Here is a 21,031-nt window from a genome sequence, read left to right as displayed (position 1 = left end):
TGTCGCTATCGTCGCGAACGATACTACCCTGTTCAATTCCCCGCACCATTACATGATGCAGCGTTCCCGGTGTGTCAAGTCTCGCTCCTCGTGGCATATGGCTCTCTTGTCTTTTGCTTTTCAAAAGCTGCCTGCACTCAACGATTGTATTATCACTGAAAATACAATTTTCTACGCTATTGCACTGCGTCCCCTATCCCTCCTGCACAGTTTGCCCCGGAATAGGTGGTACACATTCCCCGGTATACTCAGCCAAATACATTCTTCTACGCTATTGCACTGCGTCCCCTATTCCCGCATTCCAAAAGCGGAGAAAACAGCGTCGATACGGCACTGGGCAGCGTTTTCGAGATGACCGCATCGGCATTGATCAGCGTCCTGCCGTCGTTGCAAGCAGGCAACGGTTCGGCGACTGGGAAGGCGACACCGTTCAAGGAAAGCCGGGAACAGGAGGCATTCTCACCCTGGTGGAGCGCAAGAGCCGCTACCTTGTAGCCGCCAAGCTGGAAAGCAAGAAGGCTGAACATCTCAGCAAAAGAGGCATTAAGGCCTTCGGGCCTATCCCCCGCCGGATGCGTCAGACGTTGACATTGGATAACGGATCGGAGTTTGCAAATTTCAAAAAACTGGAAAAAAAGACGCGTCTGACCGTCTATTTTGCCGATCCTTATGCCGCTTGGCAGCGGGGTGCTAACGAAAACAGCAACGGCTTGCTGCGTCAATATTTTCCCAAAGGATACGACTTTCGTAACGCGGATGACGACGATATTGCTGAAGCCGTAAGAAGGTTAAACCATCGACCACGGAAGTGTCTCAGTTACCGGACGCCTCATGAAGTTTTCTGGCCTATGGCTCGTGGTGCACTTGCAATTTGAATTCACCCCCATTGCTGTAGGTCGAGGCATGACTCGGGGCCATGATGGTTGGCTATGCCTTTCATGTAAGACTCTTGCATTCTCTACTCTTTGCCGGTTTTAATCGGCGCTTTCGGAACGTCCCCACCCCTCCCTTTGGCTAGTTTTGGTCGTGTGTTGGCTTTTTGTGTGACCAGCCAATGTGCTTGACTACGAGCGTGGGCTTGTTTGTTCATTGTCTTTCGTTAAAACACAATCTTCACATCTTCTTTGTAGTTCTGCAAAGTTCCGTTGAGGCTGGCTGTCCAACCGTCAATGAATACTTTGCCGTTTTTAATGGCGTTTGAATAATCGTCACTTGTGATTTTCTCGCTGTTGGTTATGTAGTAATGATTGCCGATTTTGTAAATGCAATCTTTTACAACTTCTTCAGGAACTTGTGTAGGCTCGTCTAAACCAACGGTGAAAATCATATTATAAATACGGCTTAAAGCATCAGTATCATTTTCAGTTATTGAAATTTGTCCTGTATCATCTACTTTTAATGTTGGTGCTTCAACGCTGTCAAAAACTTTAAAACCAATGTCAGGAACTTGTTTTAAATGCTCCTCAAACATTCCGCTTGTGCTGTTCTCTGCCTCAATTTCTTTGGCGATTTTCTCACCAGAACGTTTTAAACGTTCTATGGTAATACTTGAAATAACTAGTGGTAGATTATTGTCAATACAAAATTTATAGGCTGGTTTGTCTTTATCTATTTTCTCATCTTTTTGGCATAAAATAAATTTTCGATTGCCACCGTTTTTGTTTAACTCCATAACTGCTTGCCCAGTAGTTCCACTACCTGCAAAAAAATCTAAGCAAATTGAATCCAAATCTGTACCAATATTCAATATTTTCTTTAATAGAAATGTGGGCTTTGGAAAATCGAATACATCCCCCATTCCATACTTTCTAAGTTCAGTTGAACCTTGCTCTGTAATCACACCTGTCTCATCCCAAATGCCATCTTCTTCTTCCTCATCTTCATAGAACATTTCTAGTTCATCAAACCATATGGTTTTTGCTTTAAAAGTGCCTTTTCTGTATTTTTCGTAAACACCATATTCACCTGTTGTCTTTACTCGTGCAACTATATTGCTAAGTAAAGTAGTTTCCCCAACGTTGTTTTTAAGTTTCTTTGTACCCCATCTCCAACAGCTTTCTTGTTTTTCACTGTTCAAAGGCAAAACCTCAATGCTAAAATCCTTAGTTCTTTCTAAAGAGACAGGAGAGTATCCATTTCTATCAATTTTGTGCGGATTGACATAAATAGGATAATATAAATTAGGACGATTAAATCTACCGTATTTAGGATTTCTATTTCTTAGTTCCCTTTCTGTATATTCTCCTACATCATCAGTTTTTATTCCACCCGTAAATTCTTTTTCAAGTTCATTTAATACAGCTTTTTCTGATTTGATGTAAACCAGCAAATATTCGTGAGTCTTTGCTATCTGCTTATATGTTTGTCCTCTTTTATTTGATTGAACAACAATTTGAGAAATAAAATTTTCTTCGCCAAAAACATCGTCACAAAGTAGTTTTAGGTTTGCTTGCTCGTTGTCGTCAATGCTTATAAAAATTGCTCCGTCTTTACTCAATAAATCTCTTGCCAATAATAATCGAGGATACAAAAAAGCCAACCATCCGTTGTGGCTCTTTTTGGTTTTGAAACTAAAATCCATTCGTGCAAAATCGCTTTCACTCAAGTTTGCCAGTCCTAATACTTCGGCTTCTTCTTTATCGAATATGTCAGGGTAAACAAACTCGTCTTTATCTGTATTGTAAGGTGGGTCTATATAAATACATTTGATTTGACCGCTGTAGTGATTTTTTAGAATTTTTAAACTGTCAAGGTTGTCGCCTTTTAGCACCAAATTTTCTGTTGTGTCAATATTTTTACTTAATGTGCTATTCAGGCGTAATTCCTTATCTGTCTTTTGAGCATATTTAGCCCTGGCAAAGTTTCTGCCTACAAAGTTTAAACCGTAACCATTTACCTTTTCGTCAATGGGCAAACCCAAAACGGTTTTTAATTCTTCTAAATTTATCTCGGTGTCTCGGATTACATTGGGGTAGTTCTCTTTAAGAAAACTCAACAATTTGTTTTCGTTGTTTCCTGTGCCAACAACCGTAAATCCTGCTTTTATAAAATCTTGTTCTGCCATTGTCTTATGCGTTGTTTATCAATGCCGCTAATTGCGTTTTATTGATACGTTCTTTAAATGAAATTTTAATGTTTTGGTCTTTGTAGTGTTCGCCTAATGCCTCAAAATACTTTTTAGCAAAGTCAATCTTTCCTTTTTCATCTACTGGAATTGCAGTTGACGATTTATAGCCTTTGGCTTCCACTACCAAAAAAACTTTGTTGCCTTCGGTGCTTTTATTAGCATAGCAAAAATCGGGGTTATAATCTCCCAATGGTGTTTTGATTTTCAGGCGTGGAAGTTTCCCGAAAATTTCAATGCTGTCAATGTCGGGGTCTTGCTCCACAATTTCCAATTCAAAATCACTGTCATATTCAATCACCTCTTCAAATACCCATTTGGTTTTTAAATTGAAATCGCCTGCAATGTCTTTTTGAAATTTACCAACACTTCCTGTGTCTAAATAGGTTTTCCCTTTTTCGGTCTTGAACACATTGGGCAAACCTGTTCCATTAATTCCGTCATACTTAATGTTTGCTTTGAGCATTGCAATTAAGTTCTTGTTGATTATTTCGGAAATTTCCCTTTGTGCCTGTTCAGGATTGTTGCAGAGCATTTTGGTTTTGAAATCATCGCTCAAAGCATTGAAAACCTTAACCACAAATGAAATAGGGGTTTTGGTATTGTTTGATAAAGTGCGAACTAATTCCAAATAATCAACTTTGCTTTTGTATGAAACGGTGTCGGTTAGCTTTTCTGTAATTGCTCCTTGTTCGCCAATTTTGTTCACGTTTAGTTCTGCACGAATGGTTTGCAATAGAATTTCCTCAATGTTTACGGCTTCAATTTGCGTTTTTATGTTTTGTATCAGTTGGCTTTCCTGTTCTGCTGTCAAAGTTTCTAAAACATAGAAAGCATTTTTATTGATAGCGTTCCAAAGGGTTTGAAATTCTTGCAAGTGCGTTGCCTTAATGAAAACTTTCTTTTTCTCTTTTTTCTTCTCGGCTTTCTGAACGTAAGTGTTTGTGTCGGTTGCAAACAAGCTTTCAATGGCTTTCACTTGCTCTTCGGGCAAGTTTTGTTCTTTTAGAATAGCTGAAAATTCAGGCGATTTTTCGTAAATCTTTTGTCCGTCAACAATTGCCTTACGAACAATCATTTTCTTGGCTTTCAAAATATCATCCACCAAAGTAACTACCGTATCATCATCAAAGCCTGATTTTTCTTTGAGTGTTTTAATGAGTTCTTGTTCGGTGAATGTTTCAGAAATGAGGAATGAGTTGCTTAAAATTTCATTTTGAATTGCCTCAACAAAACCGTGTTCTTTGCTTGATACAACTACATCAAGGTTATTGATTTTCCAAAATTGCTCTTGGTCGTCATTCAGATTTTTAAGCGTGTTACGCTGTAAGTTTTGATTTACGCAAATGCGTAAACCCCTTCCAATTTGTTGCAATTTTGATATTTCGCTTCCTTGATTGGAAAGTTTACAGATTGTGAAAACATTCGGATTGTCCCAACCTTCTTGCAATGCCCAAATGGAGAAAATAAAACGAGTAGGACTTTCAAACGAAAGCAATTTCTTTTTGTCTTTCAAAATTTCGTCAACTCCTGCTTTTACTTTTTCGTCTGCGTTTCCTTTGTCGCCTGAAAAATATCCTTTGTGAACTTGCAGAGTATTGTCGCTATCAAAATCGTTCTGCAAGAATTTGTAATAGTCGCTTGATTGGTCAAGTTTGCTTACAATTTCTGTGTATTGCTTTTTGTATTCTTCTTCAAAAAAGTTCTTGATTTTGGGATTGCTTCCACGAAATAAACTGGTGTCGCTCTCCATAAAAAACAAGGTCAATGCTTTTATGCCTTGTTCAAACAACCCCTTTTCTTTTTCAAAATGAATTTTGATTGTTTCCTTAATCATTGCTCGCAATGATTCGTCCGACAAAGAATAATCAACTTTTTCAATAGTGTCGTCCGCTAAAACAATGGTGTCTTTGTTAATTTTCTTTATGGTTTTACCGTTAAAAATTGCCCCAACACCTAATTCTCGTCTGACTATAATTCCGTTGGTTAATGTGCTTACAATGGCTTTATTAACTGACCCAACTTTTTCAATCCCAATAAGTGTATCTGTATTTTCAATTACGTCTTGCGTATAAACCACAATTTTCTTTACCAAGTTTTGTCGGAAAGAAGAAATACTGTCTAATACATAAGCCACATTTGATAAAGGCAAACCGTTTTTCTTTTTTGGAAACGTGGCTCCAAAACGCAAATAGTAATTGTCAAAACCCTCAAAATAAGTTTTGAAGGCATTGCCTTCAAAACGGTGAGGTTCGTCCATTATCACAATCGGATGTAAGCGTTTCAAACATTCCAAATAAGATTTTGGTGGTTCTTCGTTATTTACAAATAATTCAGGTGCGTTTATCTCTCGTTCTAAAGGACGATTAAGTATATTGTTACCTCGATTAAATGCATCGGGGGTTATTACCAAAACCGATAAATGCGAAGTGCCGATAAATTGCTTTACCGCTGAAATGTTACCCCCTTCATAAACAAAAGTTTCAATTTCCTTTTCTCTTTCGTTGGCGTAGAAACTCTTAAAGTAATCTTTGGTGTCAACTAAGTTTGTTTTTGTTCCCTCGCGAATTGGAACGGTTGGAATAAGAACGATAAATTTTTTGTAACCAAAATTTTTGCTCAGTTCAAAAATGGTCTTGATATACGTGAACGTTTTTCCTGTTCCCGTTTCCATCATTACATCAATGTTATTGTTGTCTTGAACTGGAAATTTGTATTTGTTTTTATTATGATGTGCCGTCAGCACTTCGTCAAATTTTTCTTTTTGGCGTAGGCTTTCAAAAAGGCTGATAATATTATTTACGCAGTCCTCTTGGTAGGCTTGTATTTCATATTGAAACTGTTTTGTTTCTGTTTTTGTCATCATTTAATTCCTCAAAAATTTAAGTCGCTAAAATACCAATTTAACTCCGTTAATCTTTCTATTTATTTAATTCTTGTCAACGAGTTATCAAGGGTGGTGGGTGGGCTTGGGTGCGTCTGCAAGAAAACAACTATTTTGCAAGCTGAAGCATCGGCTTGTGTGTCGGGGCTTGGAAATGTGTTGTTTTGTGCGTTGGCATTTTTCATTTTTCAATTCTGTCTTTATTTAGCAAATAGTCCGCTGTGTCTGGTTTTGTCTTACACTTGCCCATAACTCCTTTATCTATGCACCATACCCCACCCAAAGGTGCATATAGCCAGCTATTCTGGCATTCTTTATACACCTTTGAGGTGCACAATATTTTTACAGATTATCAAAGGGGCTGGAGATTTTCAGTAAACTCTGCTCGCATACGTGGTTATAGATAGTTCTTGTATGTAACGCAAATCAGTTCCTGCTTCCAGTAAATGTGTTGCATAGGAGTGCCGCAACCAATGAAGCGTTACTGGTTTTATGGATTTTTGCATGATCAAGTGCATGTTTTAACACTTTTTGCAAGCTGGTGCCAACTTTTCAATCTGTAAAGTACAGATATATTTCAATAATATGTATCTCAATCTCCCGCTTATGCTGGCTCAGGTGAGCACCGATTACCGATCCGTTTCGCCTGGCATATACGAAAGGGAACCTATAAAAAGTTATTACGCCTCCGCCTGCACCGGCAACACCAGCCGGAATCCCCGGAAATCGTTGACGGCTTTGGAAACTACGAACGAGCGCTGCGAACAGCGGAAGGCGAACTTGTCGGGGTAACGCCAGCAGCCGCCCCGTTCCTGGCGGAGAGATTCTTCACCGGAGGCGGTGTTTGCGGATTCGGTATCTTCGTGCCGGACGCTGCACCACTCCATGACGTTGCCGCTCTGGTTCCAGGTGCCGTAACCCGAAACCCCTTCGGGATAGGCGTAGACCGGGGCGACAGAATCCGCTCCCCGGTTGTTCCGGTGCCGGCAGTTGTTTTCGTCCCACCGGTCTCCCCACGGGTAGATATGTCCTTCCGGCCCCCGTGCGGCCTTTTCCCACTCGACTTCCGTGGGCAAACGGCATCCCGCCCAGCGGGCGTAGGCTTCCGCGTCGTCCCAGTTGATCAGCACCACCGGGTAATCGTCGAACTCTTCGGGACAGCCGTCGTCGTGCCAGACCGAAAGCGAGTCGATCCTTGCGCCGATGTTGGGAGGCCGATGGCCCGTAGCCTGCACGAAAGCCCTGTACTGGCGATTGGTGACGGCGTAAACCGAAATGTAGAACGCTTCGAGAGAAACGGTGCGCTGCGGGCTCTCCCTGTCGAGGCCGTCGCCCATGGTGAAACTGCCTGCGGGAACAAGCACCATCGGGGAACCGTCCCGTTCGTTGACGACGACCGGAGGCAGATCGCTGCCGGATTGGCGGAGCGCGAGTCTCTTGAGTTCGGTAAGGATTTCGTTATGTGTCGGAGTATTCATAGCGCTATTTATTTCTGCGACAAAGCCAAAGCATTCCGGTCGTCGGAGGCGTTGCGCGCCTGTCCGCTAACGACCATTGTCCTCAGCTGTTCGATATGCTCCTGATGCGATGCCGAAAGGGGAACCATCGCTCCGGCTGCGTTGAGCAGATCCTCCGTTTCCAGTTCACGGCGGTTGTCGCGGAATGCGGGAAACATGGCGTCGTTGACCAGCGCCTGCAGCTCCGCGCCGACGAACCCCTCGGTGGCCGATGCGACGGCGGCAAGGTTGAAGCGCTGCGAGAGCATACTGTAGCCGCGCTCCCTGAGATGGACTTCGAGTATTGTTATCCGCTCGGCGTGGGAGGGAAGATCGAGGAAAAAAACCTCGTCGAACCGGCCTTTGCGCAGGAGTTCGGGGGGTAGCCGCCGGACGTTGTTGGCCGTGGCGAAAACGAATACCGGAGCGGTTTTTTCCTGCATCCAGGTCAGAAAGGTGGCGAACACCCGGCTTGCCGTGCCGCTGTCGCCCATGGAACCGGCAAAGGCTTTTTCTATTTCGTCAACCCAGAGCACGCAGGGCGCGATCACCTCGGCAATCCGGATAGCTTCGCGAATGTTCTGTTCGCTCGAACCGAGCAGGCCGCTGAAGATTGCGCCCACATCCATTCTCAGCAGCGTCATCCCCCAGTGGCCTGCGGTCACCTTTGCGCAGAGGCTTTTTCCGGTTCCGGGAATCCCGATGAGGGCCACCCCTTTGGGCATGCTGAGGCCATACTCGCGCGCATCCTGGCTGAACGCCTCCTGACGCTCGTCGAGCCACCCCTTCAGGGCCCCGAGTCCGCCGACGTTGTTCATGGATCCGGTACAGGGGTAGAGTTCCAGAGCGCCGCTTTCACGGATGATGTGCCGTTTTTCGTTAAGCACCTGCCGGACGCTCCGCTCGTCGAGCCCCTGGCCTCCGGCAACCACGATGGCTTTGCGGAACGCCCTTCCCGCTTCGACGACGGAGAGGCCGAGCGCGCTTTCGACCAGACGTTCGCGCAAGCCGTGCGTGGCGTTGTCGAGCGAACGCGTCGAGCGGGTCTCCCGTTCGAGCAGTTCCAGCATCTGCTTGCCGTCGGGCTTGCCGACATCGATGGTTGGAATGTCGTGAGCGAGTTCGGCGGGAAGCGCAAACCGGGGAGTGGTGATGATGATGTTCACCGTTTCGGTGCGGAACGGAAGACGCGACGCGAGGTTCCGCAGCATGCGCGAAACCTTGCGGCTGTGCTCCAGAAAATGGTGAAAGTCCTTGAGCACGAATGTTGCGGAGCCCTTGTAGTCATCGATGATATCGAGCACGGTTTCAGGGGTGGCCGCCAGTTTGCTGATGGTCGCCGCAGGCTCGCGAAGGTGGCGGAACTGGTCGCCGATATCCCAGGTGATGAGCCCCATGCCTTTCGGCCACTCGCCCGATTGCGACCAGCCGGCAAGCGCGCGCATGGCATCCTCTTCGTCGATGGTTGCCAGGTGTATGACGGCTACCCGCGCGTCAGCGTTCAGTTTGAGTTCGTCGAGCCAGGCCATGCGTTATTAAATTGTATTAATAAGTTAGACATCCGGGCATCCCATAAAATTGTGATGAGCGATTCGAGTGCAAGGCGGATGGAGCACAGAAACCGGAGCGTACACGACAGTACGTGAGGATTTCGAGCACCACCCAACGCAGCAATCGCATCGCGCAATAAATTTTATAGATGCCCCTCACAGTTTCACCACCGGCAGATCGTTCACCGGCAACGGAAGTCGCGAGCCGTCGCGTAACAGGATGTATGAACTATTGTTCTCCTCCGTATCCCGCAGCCAGAGCGTGAGGCGGCGGTTGCTGTCAACCCCGAATCCGGCTATAAAGCGCCGCTCTCCCGAACGGCAGGGTGGCACGGCATGGATGAACTCGCTGTCTTCGGGGTTGAGCGGCTTATGCCGGCTCTCCTGGCGCTCCCCTTCCCGTACCGGACGCAAGCCGTCGGCCCCGTTGACGTAGTTTATCAGCGGGCGAATCATCGAAGAGCGCTCATAAATGACCAGCCCGAGCGTCTCCTGATTGTCCGAGGCGGCCTTGATATACTTGCTGCACACCGGTTTGCCTGTCGGGTAGGGAGTGCCGCGCGCAACGACGGGAACCAGTTCGAAATCCCGGAGTTCCCGGTTCCAGCTGCGCAGGCAGTAATCGTGGGTCAGCGTCTGGTCGAACATCCCGCCGGAGAAGCGGCATGCGCCACGGGCAATGGCTTCGAACGGATTGCCTGCATGAACGTCGCTGCGGGGAAAAAACTCCCGGATTTTCTCCTCGATGCCCGGCAGCAGGCTGCTCCCCCCTACGAGAAAAACCCCCTTGAGCTCCTCCTTGCGCATACCGGCCCGGTCGCGCGCCTGATCGAGGGCGCGGTCGAGCGTGCGGATGATGTACTGGTAGAGGTTGTTCCTGCCGGGCTCCCGTTTTTTCTCGAGCACCTCCTTCAGGGTACCGGGAGTGAGGGTGACCTCGATAAGACGGCCGGTAACATCGTTATAGCGCGTGAACGATGACGCTTCGCTGCCGCTGGAGATGGCTATTTTCGCCCCCTCAATCGCTTCGAGCAGGGACGGGCCGATCGAGGCGATATCGTCGTCCGTGAGCCCCTCCCGTTCCTGGATATGTTCCAGCAGCCAGTTGTCGACCATGATGCCGCCGATCTCCTCGCCGGCCCGGCCAAGCAATCGGCATTTCGTATGACCGGCATGCAGCAGATCGGTACGGACTATCGAAACGTCGAGGGTGCCGCCGCCGAAATCCACAATGCAGTAGGGCTCGCCGTCGAGCACCCCGTCGCTGTACCCGAGCATGCAGGCGGTTGCCTCGTCGATGAAGGTGATGCCGCCCGGAAACCGTTTTATGGCCGCTTCGCGAAGCCAGTCGATGTAGTGGTCGAAGGCTTCCACCGGGACGGTCAGCACGATCTCCTCGTCGATGTCGCCGAAATAGCCGCGCACGAACATCAGGATGCGATCGACGAGCGCGTCCGCTGCCTGACGGGGGTAGATAACCCTGCCGTTGACGCGCCGTCCGCGATTGGCCCCGCCGGTGCGGAGCATATCCATTTTCAGCCACCTGAAGGTTCCCGGATGGTTTACAAGGCCTGAAGCGCCGACCTGGCTGCCGGCAAGCAGCCCGTTATCTTCCGTAAAATGAATGACAGAGGGAATGACCCGCGCGGGTTCCGATCCCGGCTGCGGAAACCTGATGCCGAGATTGGGCAGTTCGGGAGTTTCCACGGCATGCAGGGCTTCGTTCCAGCGTGCAACCACGCTGTTGCATGTCCCGAAATCAAAAGCGAGAGCCATTACGTCAACCGGTTATCATGCTTTACCACTCCATATCCGTCATATCTTCCGCCTCCACGGCTGTTTTTTCCGCAGCGTCGTCGCTGCCGTCAACGGTGATCAGACCGCGAAGAAAGTACCCCTCGAGGAGCCCGAGCAATTGCAGGAGTTTCCGCTGCAGCTCTGCCGACCGATCGTCCGGTCCGGCACCGGTATGCAGCCTGTCCATCAGCATGCTGCTCTCTTCCGGCGAACCGGGCAGGCGTGTCGTGAGGATACCGGCCACGATATTGTCCTGCGGCCGGAGCCAGCAGACGTGCTCCTGCCGGGAGCCCGCCTCCGGCACGGCAACGACGAGGTAGTGCAGCGCGAGTTTTTCGGGCCAGGCGCCGTTCCGGGCGATCTCCTGCAGCCTGCTGCGGGGAACCGATCCCCGCTGAGCACCTGCAAAGAGCGCTCCGGCCCGTCTGAAGGGATCCGGGCTCGAAAGATCCTGCTCCTGCAGCTCGCCGGACCCATACCGTTCCGTCCAGAACGAGAAGATATCCCTCGTGCCGGGCGGTCGGGAGGGCCGTGATTCCGGAAGAAGCCCCGGCAGTTCCCGGTAGAGGGCGACCGCAGCCTCGACGACGGCTTTTCCGGAGGGGTTTTTCGGCCTTCCGCCGCTCTCTTCCCAGTAGGCGACAACCTCGAGCGCACTGGTGAAGGGCAAACCGTGCAGCCTGTCGAGCAGCGCATCGTGATCGCCGCAGAGTTTGAGCGCCTCGATCACCAGTTGCGGGTCGTGCCCCTCCCTGACGGCGTGGTCGTAAGCCGCCACAAGCCGGGGATTCTGACTCTTCAGGACTGTTGTGCTGATCCGCTGCCTCCGGACGCCGGACGCGGCAAGCCATGCTTTTTCGAAAATGGAGTGATCGGGATCCTCAAGAGCGAGATAGCGCTCCGGATTGCCTCGCGCAAGCCCGAAAAGGGCGTCCATCTCGAGCGCGGGCGCATGGCGGCCTTTCGCTTCGATCTTTTCGGCGATGTCGTCCCGGTCGAAGAGACTCCAGAGCGTGAATACCATGCCGTTGCCCCAGTCGGTTTCCGGCATGGCCTCAATCGCCTGCAGCAGCTCCTGCTGAAGCGTTTCGGAAGCTTGCGTCCTCTTGAGCAGCTCCTCGAAGCGACTCGATTTCCAGTAGTTCCAGATCGCGACGTGCATGACCGGCTCGCTGCCGTGCTGCAGGAGCAGCAGACGGCGGAATATCGCATCCGATTCCGGATGCCCGTTCTCTACCGCGCTTGACAGTTCAAGGGCGGCCTCACGGCTGTGGCCCGAAAACAGACGCTCCACCGCCCTCTTCCTGAGGAGCGCGCCGAGGAGCGGAGTTGTGGCAAAAAGGTGTTTTTCGGCTTGCATCGGGATTCGACAATCAACATATGAGCTATTTAAAGATTATACATATATCGCTCTCTAACAAGCAAATACAAGCCGACTTCACCATTTTCAACCGGGAGCGCCGGGTTCCGGATCGGTATTGCTGAACCTGCGTTTCATCAACATGGGGGCTATCCAGCCTCTTCCCTCGTCACCCTTTGCGCGTATCTCATAACACCTTTTATCACCCCCTGGCGCTGCAAAACAGCGATACTCCTCTCTTTCTGCTCACCGCCAACGGCTCACGGCCCGCACTCTTTTCCTCCTCTTCTCAACCGAGCAAATGAAAAAAGGGGTTTTGTTATATATTATGTTTTAATTGATCTTAACCAGGACGGCAGACCCCTTAAAAACCATTTTACCAGGAAAAACCATGGCAGACGAAAAAAAACAGAGTGGCTTGTTTTCATGGATGAAAAAGAACAAAACGGCAGGAACCCCTTCGGCCGATAACGGTTCAAAACAGCAGGCAGCGGCGGCGGAGGCGGCACCGAAACCGGCACCTCCTGCAACCCCTGCGGCTCCCGTAAAATCGGAAACTGCGCCGGCTCTTCGCCCAAAACCGGCTCCTGCTGCAAACCAGGAAAAAAACGACAAGACGGACACTGTCGATACTGAAGCAGCTATTCGGAACTATTTCGAAAGTATCGCAAACCTGGGGGTCAATCACCTGAAAATGGCAGAGACCATCCTCAATGCCGTTTCGGAATCTCTTGAAAAACTGACAGGAAATCAGAATCGGAACAAGCAGTAGCAGCCTGCCGCCGGGCATGATTCAGAGCGTGAACATTGCCCGGCAGCTCGCCCCTTGGCGGTTATGTGGTTATATCCGAAGGTGATACGATCATTCAGTAAGTTTTCGTCATATCGCTGTCCACGCAAATGATGAAATCGGCGCGACCTCTGTGCTGCTTTTCCAGGTGCCGGATATTTTCCTGCTCAACCGTGGTGATGGTCATATATCGCAAGGAGTCGTTCTTGTGCCGCAGATAAAATACAATACCTTCATAATCGTCCGAATGGTATGCCCCGTTGAAATGAAGAAAAACATGGCCCGGCTTATGGTTCAGTAATATAAAATGGGCCATGGTGGCGTCTTTGATGGCCTGGGCCTTCACCATCCCGGGAGTACCATGTCCACCCATCATCGTCAGCATGTTCCTGTAACCCGGCAGTTCGGGATCGAAATGAACCGGCAATGGCGCAATCCAGCTTTTTTCTTCATTGACGAGCGAATCAAGAGCGGCAAAGCCTCCGTTTTTGTGAACCAGACGGGCAAATCTTTTTGGAATATTCGATGCGATAAACCTTACCCGATGATCCCTGGCAAAATCCACCAGAGGAGCATAATCCGTTTTGTAGTTAGGCCAGAGACGGGCAAGGGAATCCAGCCCGGCCGAATCAATCCGGCCGGACAGGTAATCGTCAAGCGCTTTCTGATTGTCGGCTTCGAACATTTCGGCGCCAAGAATCAGCCTGTTTGTTTTATGCAAGTCCCTGGTGAGCTCCAGCTGCATCCAATGTGCGATGGGGTTGTCGTGCAATTCCCCAAACAATACGACATCGCTTTTCTTCGCTTTCTTCAGCAACTTATGATAGCTCGCCTTTTTACCGGCATTGTCATAGAGAACAAATGCCGCTTTATCGCGACCGTACGCGCTGAAACCGAAGGCCGCTGCGAAAAGCAGGATAAAAATCTTGTAAAACATTGTAATTTGCATAAATCGTCAAGGTTGTCCGATAACGGCTATCTTCTTTATCTCTGGCAACAGTATGCTGGCGGGTATTGAGGAGGTCAGCCGTTACAGAGATAGCGACCATTCACGCGGCACTGAAATCCGCATGAAAACCACTCTTTTTTTCCTGGAATATTGTGCCCTATCGGTACGGATACTGATTAATCGCTCAACAATCTGTCGAGGCGCCTTGCAGCGCTGCTGAAGCGAACTTTACCAATATCGAAGGCATCCGGCTCATAAGGCAGGTAATTTCTGACATGATGGCGCAACCACGTGACGGTTTCCTTATAGTCTTCCGATTCAACGTCTGCCAGCGTTTCGAGCAACGAGTAATAGCCGAAAGGGCCTCCGCAATCTTCTGGAGGAGTTGTTCGACCCCCGGCAATACATTTCGGATATCTCACACCTTTCTCTCGAAGCAGTATTCCTTCGAGCACTACCTCATGCAGCCATCCGTCTCCGAAATCTTATTCGTAATACATTTTCATTCCGGGTTCTTGAAAATATTCGTCAATCGATACCTGCCAGCCAGGAAGCACTACCAGCTGCCGGACGAACCGCCGCCGCCCGATGATCCGCCGCCGCCTGAAAAACCTGATCCGCCCGACGACCAGGATGAACCGGAACTGCCGGAACCGATCGAAAAACCGCCGATGGAAGTCTGCCCCTTTGTGCGTAATTCTTTTTGCGCCTTTTTATACCAGTCGGTGTTTCTTAAAAACAGTTTTGTAATCGGAAAGCCGATCACATACGAAAGAAAACAATAGAAAGCACCGCCCGATCCAAGTACAACGATTGGAAAAACCGCCCAGAAGGGGATCAGAAAGAGGTATAAAAACCAACCGACTCCCGGCGTCAGTATCCCGATAACAGTAAACAGTCCGATGATTCCGAAAATAAACGCTCCAAGAAGAATTCGCTCCCTGAGGGAAAGCTCAGGCCCGTCCATTTCAAAGAATTCCGACTTTTCCGTCGAACCGGTTGCGACGCCACTCTCCTGCAGTTCGCCGCCCTCAAGAAGCTCGACCACGGCCCCGACTCCATCGGCGATACCTCCGTCAAAGTCTCCGTTTTTGAACTTGGGGGTCATAACGTTTTGAACGATCCGCCCCGCCATGGCATCGGTGAGCGTTCCTTCAAGCCCGTAACCCACTTCGATGCGCATCCGCCGGTCGTTGGGAACCACCACGATCAGAACACCGTTATCCTTGTCTTTCCGGCCGAGTTTCCACGATTCGAAAACCCTGACGGCGTAATCTTCGATGCTCTCGCCATCGAGTGTTGCAATCGTCAGAACGGCAATCTGGTTGCCGGTGCGCTTTTCATGCGCCTGCAGGCTATCCGACAATGACCGGTTGACCTCCGGCGAGAGAAGCTGCGCATTGTCCGTTATTCTCCCTGTCAGATATGGAACATCAGCAGCAAAAAGTATCGAACTGATGAGCATTGCAATCGGGAGCAGCAGGAACATCGCTTTTGTCTTCATATTCCTTTCTCCTCGATGATTTCATTCGGCAATTCGTCGTTACGGACCTCCCGGGAGGCTGTAGTCAGTATTCGGGCAAGACAGTCCAGGCCGGCATCGAATGCCTGGGGGATCTGTTTACGCTTCAGAAAGGGAGTCATTGCCGCAATCATCTTTTCCACATCCTCTTCGCTGAAACGCTCATTCAGCCCCCTGTCCGGCAGAATAACAACCCGGCGTTCGAACAGACTCAGCAGCAGCAGAATGCCTCTCCTTTTTTGGGTAGCGAACAGCTCCCGTTCCAGAAACAGCGATTTTGCATATTGCCGCACTTCAACTTCGGCGCTGCAGTCGGGTAAGAAGCATCGTGCAAATTGCGGAATCATCACAGTCAAGAGTGCCAAAAGGGCGCCGCTTGAGAGTATGCCAACCGCCATTATCAGCGCGGACACGTCCGGATGCCAGTCGAACAACCGCCCAGAGAGCAGAAAAAGGATCAATCCGGCGGCTGACGCGCCGAGGGCGAACGCTTTCCACGGCAGTTCCGCATAGGCATCGCTTCGCTGAATGACGCTCAGCACGATCTGGGTGTCGGTGCGCTTTTCCGTCTCGGCGATACGCTCATCCAGACGACTGCGCTCCAGATCCGATATTGTCTGTTTCATTGAGAATCCCCGTATCCGAAGATTGTTGGGTACCTCGAAAAAGTTATTCCGCACCCGGATTGCCGCGTTGGTCGGTGCTCGAAATCATCATGTACTGTGGTGTACACTCCGGTTTCTCCGCTCCGTCCGCCTTGCACTCCGGGTGCTCACGACACTTTTTTGAGGTTCCCTGTTATAATCGTCCGCGGCTGCGTTTCAGTGCACCTCTATTCCGCACCGGCTCCGATAAAAACACCTGTAACCTTATTGTCTTTGATGGTGAACACGACTCCTCCGTAAACAGATCCCGCGATAACCGCGTCGTTACTGATCCCGACCGCACTGTCACCGGAGGGTTGCGCTATCTCCTTGCGATATGCTTCGAGAACCGCCCCCCTGCCGCTCCCGATCCCCATATCCCTTGTTGTCCGGAACCGGCACGGAGCCGATATGGTTATCGCGTCGATTTGCTGTACGTTGCCTGCGCCTTCAGCAACCATGCCCAGTACTATTCCCTGTGCAGGGTAACGCCATTGCTGATGCTCCGCACCATCGGCCGCCCAGACCTCGCATTCCGACTTTTCATCAGGTTTACCAAGAGCCTTCAGCACTTGGCCTGCAGGTAATCCAAGCCTCAGAGGGCCGAGTCGTTCCGACTGCATCAGCGCAAAACCGGCTTCGGCCGGTTCCTGTGCTTCAGTATCGCGTGATTCTCCTTGCATCGGAGCCTGCTCCGGCACAGCATGTTCGGCCGCCTGACGGACTGCTGACGTCGGCTCATGGTTTTGAGATGCACATGCCGAAATGATACCGCTCAATATAACCCACGAAGCAGCGGTGAAAAAGAAATGTCGCATGGATGTCTGTACGGAAAATTATGAAACCTGAAAATCATTTGCATCTCAGCATGCTATTATCCAGATTGTTTATGGGAACCTCTAAAAGTTACTGCGCACTCAAATTGCTGCGTTGGTCGGTGCTCGAAATCCTCATGTACTGTGGTGTACACTCCGGTTTCTCCGCTCCGTCCGCCTTGCACTTTGATCGCTCATCACACTTTTTAGAGATTTCCTTATGATACCCTATCCGTCAGACCGAACGTAAACAGTCATCGATGGGCAGTGAAATAGCAAAAACCGAGTTCAGCGAGGATGATTTCAGACAGTTTCACCAGAATCTGAGAAAAGAAACGCGGATTCTGATGGAATGGTTTTCCTCGGATCTCTTCGACAACCAGCAGGAGATGTGCGGCTTTGAACTCGAAGCATGGCTCATCGACCGGCATTGCACTCCGACCCCGAGAAACGAGGAGTTCCTCAAGAGGGTCAACAGTCCTCTGGTAGTGCCCGAGCTGTCAAAATACAACTTCGAACTCAATATTGCACCGCATCCGCTGGATAGCCATCTCCCGGAATTTCTGAAGAACGAACTGCAGAAGCTCTGGAATATCTGCACAGTCAATGCCCGCGACATGGGGTGCAATATCCTTATGACCGGCATCCTGCCGACCCTGCAGGACGGGATGCTGACGCTCCGGAACATCTCTTCGCTGCAACGGTTTCACGCGCTGAACCGCGAAATCCTTCGCTTGAGATCCTCGAACCCGCTTAAAATCCATATAGAGGGCACGAAAGATTCGCTGGAGATCGTTCATCATGACGTTATGGCCGAGGCTGCCGCGACATCGCTGCAGATCCATTTTCAGGTGCCGCCCGGCAAGGCGGCCTCGTTTTACAACATCGCCCATGTGCTGTCGGCGCCGATGGTCGCACTCACGGCAAACTCCCCGTTCCTCTTCGGCAGGGAGCTGTGGGATGAGACTCGCATCCCCCTGTTCGAGCAGGCCGTGAAATCACCGGCATTCGTTGACCTCTCGGGAAGAATGGTTTCGCGCGTCACCTTCGGACGGGATTACGTCCGCAATTCGCTTAAAGAGGTCTTCCTCGAAAATCTCGACGGATTTCCGGTGCTGCTTCCGGTGACGTTCGACGATGACTTCAGCCAGTTGAACCATCTGCGTCTGCACAACGGAACCATCTGGCGCTGGAACCGCCCACTGATCGGATTCGGAGAGGATGGGTGCCCTCATTTGCGAATCGAACATCGCGTACCCCCCGCAGGACCATCGATCCCGGACATCACAGCCAATATCCTCTTTTTTTATGGCGCAATGCTTCACCTGCAAACCGAAGCGCCGCAAACTTCGATATCGTTCGAACAGGCCCGGTCGAATTTTTACGCCTCCGCTCGATTCGGGCTTGACTCCACGGTCACCTGGACTTCGGGAAGCGCCCTGCCGGTGGAGACCCTGCTGCTGCAACAGTTGATCCCCGGGGCAATTACGGCTCTTGCCGAACGCGGATTCGACAGTCACGATCTGAGATACTACCTTGTCGATATTCTGGCAAGGCGCGTAGAGACACGCCGGAACGGGGCCTGGTGGCAACGAACCTTCATCGGACGGCACGGCCCCGATTTCAGGGCGATGACCCAGGCATACCTTGAAAACCAGAACGGAAACCTTCCCGTACACGAATGGAGCATCTGAACCAGTATCAACCCCCCGATCTGCGCCTGTTCGATCGGCTTCCCGACGGCTTCACCGGAATCGCAATCGAAAAACTCGGCTCGATCCTGCCGGGCCCTTCGCTCATCCGTATCGAGGGCGAAAAAGGGGCTCCGCTCTTCGTTTCGATACTGCTGCACGGCAACGAAACTACGGGGTTTTCAGCCATGCAGCAGCTCCTCGAGGGATTCGGTGCTCCCCGCCGTCTGCTGCCGAGACCGATGCTGCTCTTTGTCGGCAACGTGGCCGCGGCCGTTAGGGGAGTGCGAAAACTCGACGGTCAGGCCGACTACAATCGCATATGGCAGGGTGAACGCTATCCGGAACACCTGCTGGCACGGCATGTTCTGGCCGAAATTGCCAGGGCGGCTCCGGTTGCCGGCATCGATCTGCACAACAACACAGGCAAAAACCCGCACTATGGGTGCGTCAATCGGCTCGAACACAAATCCCTTTCGCTTGCAAGGCGGTTCAGCAAAACCATCGTCTGGTTTACGGAACCCCACGAAGTCCTTGCAGTCGCCCTGTCGGCCATATGCCCTGCGGTTACGCTTGAATGCGGGGTTTCAGGCGATGCGACCGGAACAGAACATGTCGAAAATTATCTCCGGCACTGCCTTGAACTGCCCGAGGAGATCCTGTTCGCTCCGCCGGCCAATCATCACAACGACCTCTTCCATACCACCGCACGGATACTCCTCTCTGAAGGAACCCGTCCGGGATTCGGACAGTGTGATGACAGCGCCGACATCTGTTTTCGCGAGGACCTCGAAACCCTCAATTTCGAGCGGGTGCCCGAAGGAACGGAACTGGGGCGCTTTAGCAAAGAACTGCCGCCGATCAGGGTCATCGACAACATGAACGAAACCGTTACCGACCGATACCTCCTTTTCAGCGAAAACCGCATTCTCACCCGTGTGCCGGTCGTGCCATCGATGTTCACCCGTGATGTGAAGATTATCCGGCAGGATTGCCTCGGCTATCTCATGGAGCCTTATCAGGCCTGAAGGTCATTATATATTTTCATTCTCTCACAAACCGGTAACACCTGGCTGCGCATTCGATACACCCGTCCGAGATTGCCTGAAATCATTCCGCCGATCGATCTCCAACAGCTTATTGAACGTGTAAACCTGTATCGTTTGATACGCCATCCCGGCATTGACAACAACCGCTCCCCGGCTCTCACGCCATGCTGTACAAAAAGCGAATAGTTACGCTGCAAAATAACGTCCTCTTCCACGAAAAACCGCGCGGAAGCGCAATTATCGGAACGCTTCTGCATCAGTGCGTCAGAACAGAAAAATGCGAGTAAGCCTTTTCTTCTCTACAGGTTTGCTCCTCGTGCCTCCCCATGCATTAGAAGCTCCACTTGAACCGTCGCTTTTTGCGATATCGGTCCGGGGGCAGGCATCAAAAGGAGCGAGTCTCGCACCGCCAGAAGGAATACCGGATGGTCTGCCTGCCATTGATGGAGAACCTCTGAAAGATCTGATGAGCGCTATGAAACCACCCCACAAAGCAAGCAATTGATGCAGATCAGGAATGAATATCCTGCATCTCGGAACGGCAAATCTTTATCGCCGGGCTCATCAGAGGATTTGTCGGTATCATTCATCAGAAAGGCGTCCTGCCGTCGCTGCCATGCATCAAGCTCAGGGTACATCTCTTCCTGAAGCAACCATACAGGATCTGCATTCTGAAGGATAAACTCGTAAATGGACATTCCCTCAATCATCGGCTCAGGTTTACAGCGTATTTTTTTTCTGTTTTTTCTGTTTTTCATATAGCTAACGTTATCGTAACCTCCCAATCCACTGAAATCAGCTCAATCCGGGTCTGTTTGCAGATCTTTGCCACGTCCATGAGAATCCCGTACGTTCCTGATGTTTCCTGGCCCCCATACGGCGAAAGCGACATATCGGTAACATCCGGGGGCAACCCGGCGACTTGCAACCCGAATAACTGACCTTGCCATTCAGGCAAGCAGGGCGCTCGTACGGGCTGCCATGATAAAGTCGTTGCGGTGCAGGCCGCCTGCCGAATGGGTCCACCACTCGACCCGCACCCTGCCCCATTCGGTAACGAGCTTCGGATGGTGCCCTTCACGCTCGGCAATCTCTCCAACGCGGAGGGTGAAATCGAGCGCGCGCCGGAAATCCGCAAAGGCGAAGGTGCGCACGAGACGAGGCACCCCATCTTCGCTCGCCACCTCCCAACCGGGAAGCTCCGGCAGAAGCTGCGAAATCTCCTCGGCCGAAAGCCGCGAACCGCCTTTGTGGGACTCCTCGCAAGCCATTGTGTCAAATCCGCTCATGATATGCTCCTGTATGTTTTTTTTCCTCTCCATCTGTCGGTTTTCCATTAGAAAGAAGAGGCTGGATGGCT

At 50.5% G+C, this 21,031-nt stretch carries 17 protein-coding genes and 2 pseudogenes; 4 read left to right on the top strand and 15 right to left on the bottom strand.

Annotated features, from left to right (window positions below):
- Positions 1-97, bottom strand: a pseudogene (locus K4305_RS10210) (transposase); the annotation flags it as partial.
- Between K4305_RS10210 and K4305_RS10205 the strand changes: the two are divergent.
- Positions 72-875 carry an IS30 family transposase gene (locus K4305_RS10205; protein ID WP_331562326.1) on the top strand — a complete coding sequence of 268 codons (804 nt, stop codon included), beginning with the start codon at positions 72-74 and terminating at the stop codon, positions 873-875. The pseudogene K4305_RS10210 and the gene K4305_RS10205 sit on opposite strands and share 26 nt — an antisense overlap.
- A gap of 224 nt (positions 876-1,099) precedes the next feature.
- On the opposite strand, the gene K4305_RS10200 is transcribed toward K4305_RS10205, so the two are convergent.
- The 7 genes from K4305_RS10200 to K4305_RS10170 form a co-directional block, all read right to left on the bottom strand.
- Positions 1,100-3,064 (bottom strand): site-specific DNA-methyltransferase, encoded by a 1,965-nt coding sequence (locus K4305_RS10200; protein ID WP_331562325.1) that lies wholly within the window; start codon positions 3,062-3,064, stop codon positions 1,100-1,102.
- Positions 3,065-3,068: 4 nt separating this feature from the next.
- On the bottom strand, positions 3,069-5,987 hold the full coding sequence (locus K4305_RS10195) for a restriction endonuclease (protein WP_442880465.1): 2,919 nt from the start codon (positions 5,985-5,987) through the stop codon (positions 3,069-3,071).
- A gap of 392 nt (positions 5,988-6,379) precedes the next feature.
- Positions 6,380-6,514, bottom strand: coding sequence for a tyrosine-type recombinase/integrase (locus K4305_RS10190; protein WP_331562323.1), 135 nt, complete (start codon positions 6,512-6,514; stop codon positions 6,380-6,382).
- Between the two features lie 174 nt (positions 6,515-6,688).
- Positions 6,689-7,486, bottom strand: coding sequence for a formylglycine-generating enzyme family protein (locus K4305_RS10185; protein ID WP_331562322.1), 798 nt, complete (start codon positions 7,484-7,486; stop codon positions 6,689-6,691).
- 8 nt (positions 7,487-7,494) lie between these two features.
- Positions 7,495-9,033 carry an AAA family ATPase gene (locus tag K4305_RS10180; protein WP_331562321.1) on the bottom strand — a complete coding sequence of 513 codons (1,539 nt, stop codon included), beginning with the start codon at positions 9,031-9,033 and terminating at the stop codon, positions 7,495-7,497.
- Between the two features lie 177 nt (positions 9,034-9,210).
- Positions 9,211-10,830 carry an Hsp70 family protein gene (locus K4305_RS10175; RefSeq protein WP_331562320.1) on the bottom strand — a complete coding sequence of 540 codons (1,620 nt, stop codon included), beginning with the start codon at positions 10,828-10,830 and terminating at the stop codon, positions 9,211-9,213.
- A 22-nt stretch (positions 10,831-10,852) separates the two neighbouring features.
- Complete coding sequence (locus K4305_RS10170; RefSeq protein WP_331562319.1) at positions 10,853-12,211, bottom strand: hypothetical protein; 1,359 nt, start codon at positions 12,209-12,211, stop codon at positions 10,853-10,855.
- A 391-nt stretch (positions 12,212-12,602) separates the two neighbouring features.
- Here K4305_RS10170 and K4305_RS10165 point away from each other — a divergent pair, with 391 nt between their 5' ends.
- Positions 12,603-12,983 (top strand): hypothetical protein, encoded by a 381-nt coding sequence (locus K4305_RS10165; RefSeq protein WP_331562318.1) that lies wholly within the window; start codon positions 12,603-12,605, stop codon positions 12,981-12,983.
- 94 nt (positions 12,984-13,077) lie between these two features.
- On the opposite strand, the gene K4305_RS10160 is transcribed toward K4305_RS10165, so the two are convergent.
- The 5 genes and pseudogenes from K4305_RS10160 to K4305_RS10140 all read right to left on the bottom strand — a co-directional run bounded on the left by K4305_RS10160 (position 13,078) and on the right by K4305_RS10140 (position 16,799).
- A complete protein-coding gene (locus tag K4305_RS10160) occupies positions 13,078-13,950 on the bottom strand; it encodes a ChaN family lipoprotein (protein WP_331562317.1) in 873 nt (290 codons plus the stop codon).
- Positions 13,951-14,126: 176 nt separating this feature from the next.
- Positions 14,127-14,423, bottom strand: a pseudogene (locus tag K4305_RS10155) (plasmid pRiA4b ORF-3 family protein); the annotation flags it as partial.
- Between the two features lie 83 nt (positions 14,424-14,506).
- A complete protein-coding gene (locus tag K4305_RS10150) occupies positions 14,507-15,454 on the bottom strand; it encodes a TPM domain-containing protein (RefSeq protein WP_331562316.1) in 948 nt (315 codons plus the stop codon).
- On the bottom strand, positions 15,451-16,098 hold the full coding sequence (locus K4305_RS10145) for a TPM domain-containing protein (protein ID WP_331562315.1): 648 nt from the start codon (positions 16,096-16,098) through the stop codon (positions 15,451-15,453). Before K4305_RS10145 ends, K4305_RS10150 begins: the two co-directional genes overlap by 4 nt.
- A 206-nt stretch (positions 16,099-16,304) precedes the next feature.
- Positions 16,305-16,799: a hypothetical protein gene (locus K4305_RS10140; RefSeq protein WP_331562314.1), complete on the bottom strand. Its 495-nt coding sequence runs from the start codon at positions 16,797-16,799 to the stop codon at positions 16,305-16,307.
- Between the two features lie 392 nt (positions 16,800-17,191).
- Between K4305_RS10140 and K4305_RS10135 the strand changes: the two genes are divergently transcribed.
- Together K4305_RS10135 and K4305_RS10130 are read left to right on the top strand one after the other, a co-directional pair.
- On the top strand, positions 17,192-18,625 hold the full coding sequence (locus tag K4305_RS10135) for a hypothetical protein (protein WP_331562313.1): 1,434 nt from the start codon (positions 17,192-17,194) through the stop codon (positions 18,623-18,625).
- Positions 18,613-19,650: a M14 family metallopeptidase gene (locus K4305_RS10130; protein ID WP_331562312.1), complete on the top strand. Its 1,038-nt coding sequence runs from the start codon at positions 18,613-18,615 to the stop codon at positions 19,648-19,650. The genes K4305_RS10135 and K4305_RS10130 overlap by 13 nt, the downstream gene beginning before the upstream one ends.
- Positions 19,651-20,144: 494 nt before the next feature.
- Here the strand turns inward: K4305_RS10130 and K4305_RS10125 are convergent, their stop codons facing one another.
- Complete coding sequence (locus K4305_RS10125) at positions 20,145-20,429, bottom strand: hypothetical protein (RefSeq protein WP_331562311.1); 285 nt, start codon at positions 20,427-20,429, stop codon at positions 20,145-20,147.
- A 192-nt stretch (positions 20,430-20,621) separates the two neighbouring features.
- The gene (locus K4305_RS10120; protein WP_331562310.1) at positions 20,622-20,960 is read right to left on the bottom strand and encodes a 4a-hydroxytetrahydrobiopterin dehydratase; all 339 of its coding nucleotides are present in this window, start codon (positions 20,958-20,960) and stop codon (positions 20,622-20,624) included.
- Positions 20,961-21,031 lie beyond the last annotated feature (71 nt).

It is taken from the genome of Chlorobium sp. (genome assembly GCF_036528655.1).
Classification (GTDB): Bacteria; Bacteroidota; Chlorobiia; order Chlorobiales; family Chlorobiaceae; genus Chlorobium.
This window is presented reverse-complemented; position numbering and strand designations above follow the sequence as displayed.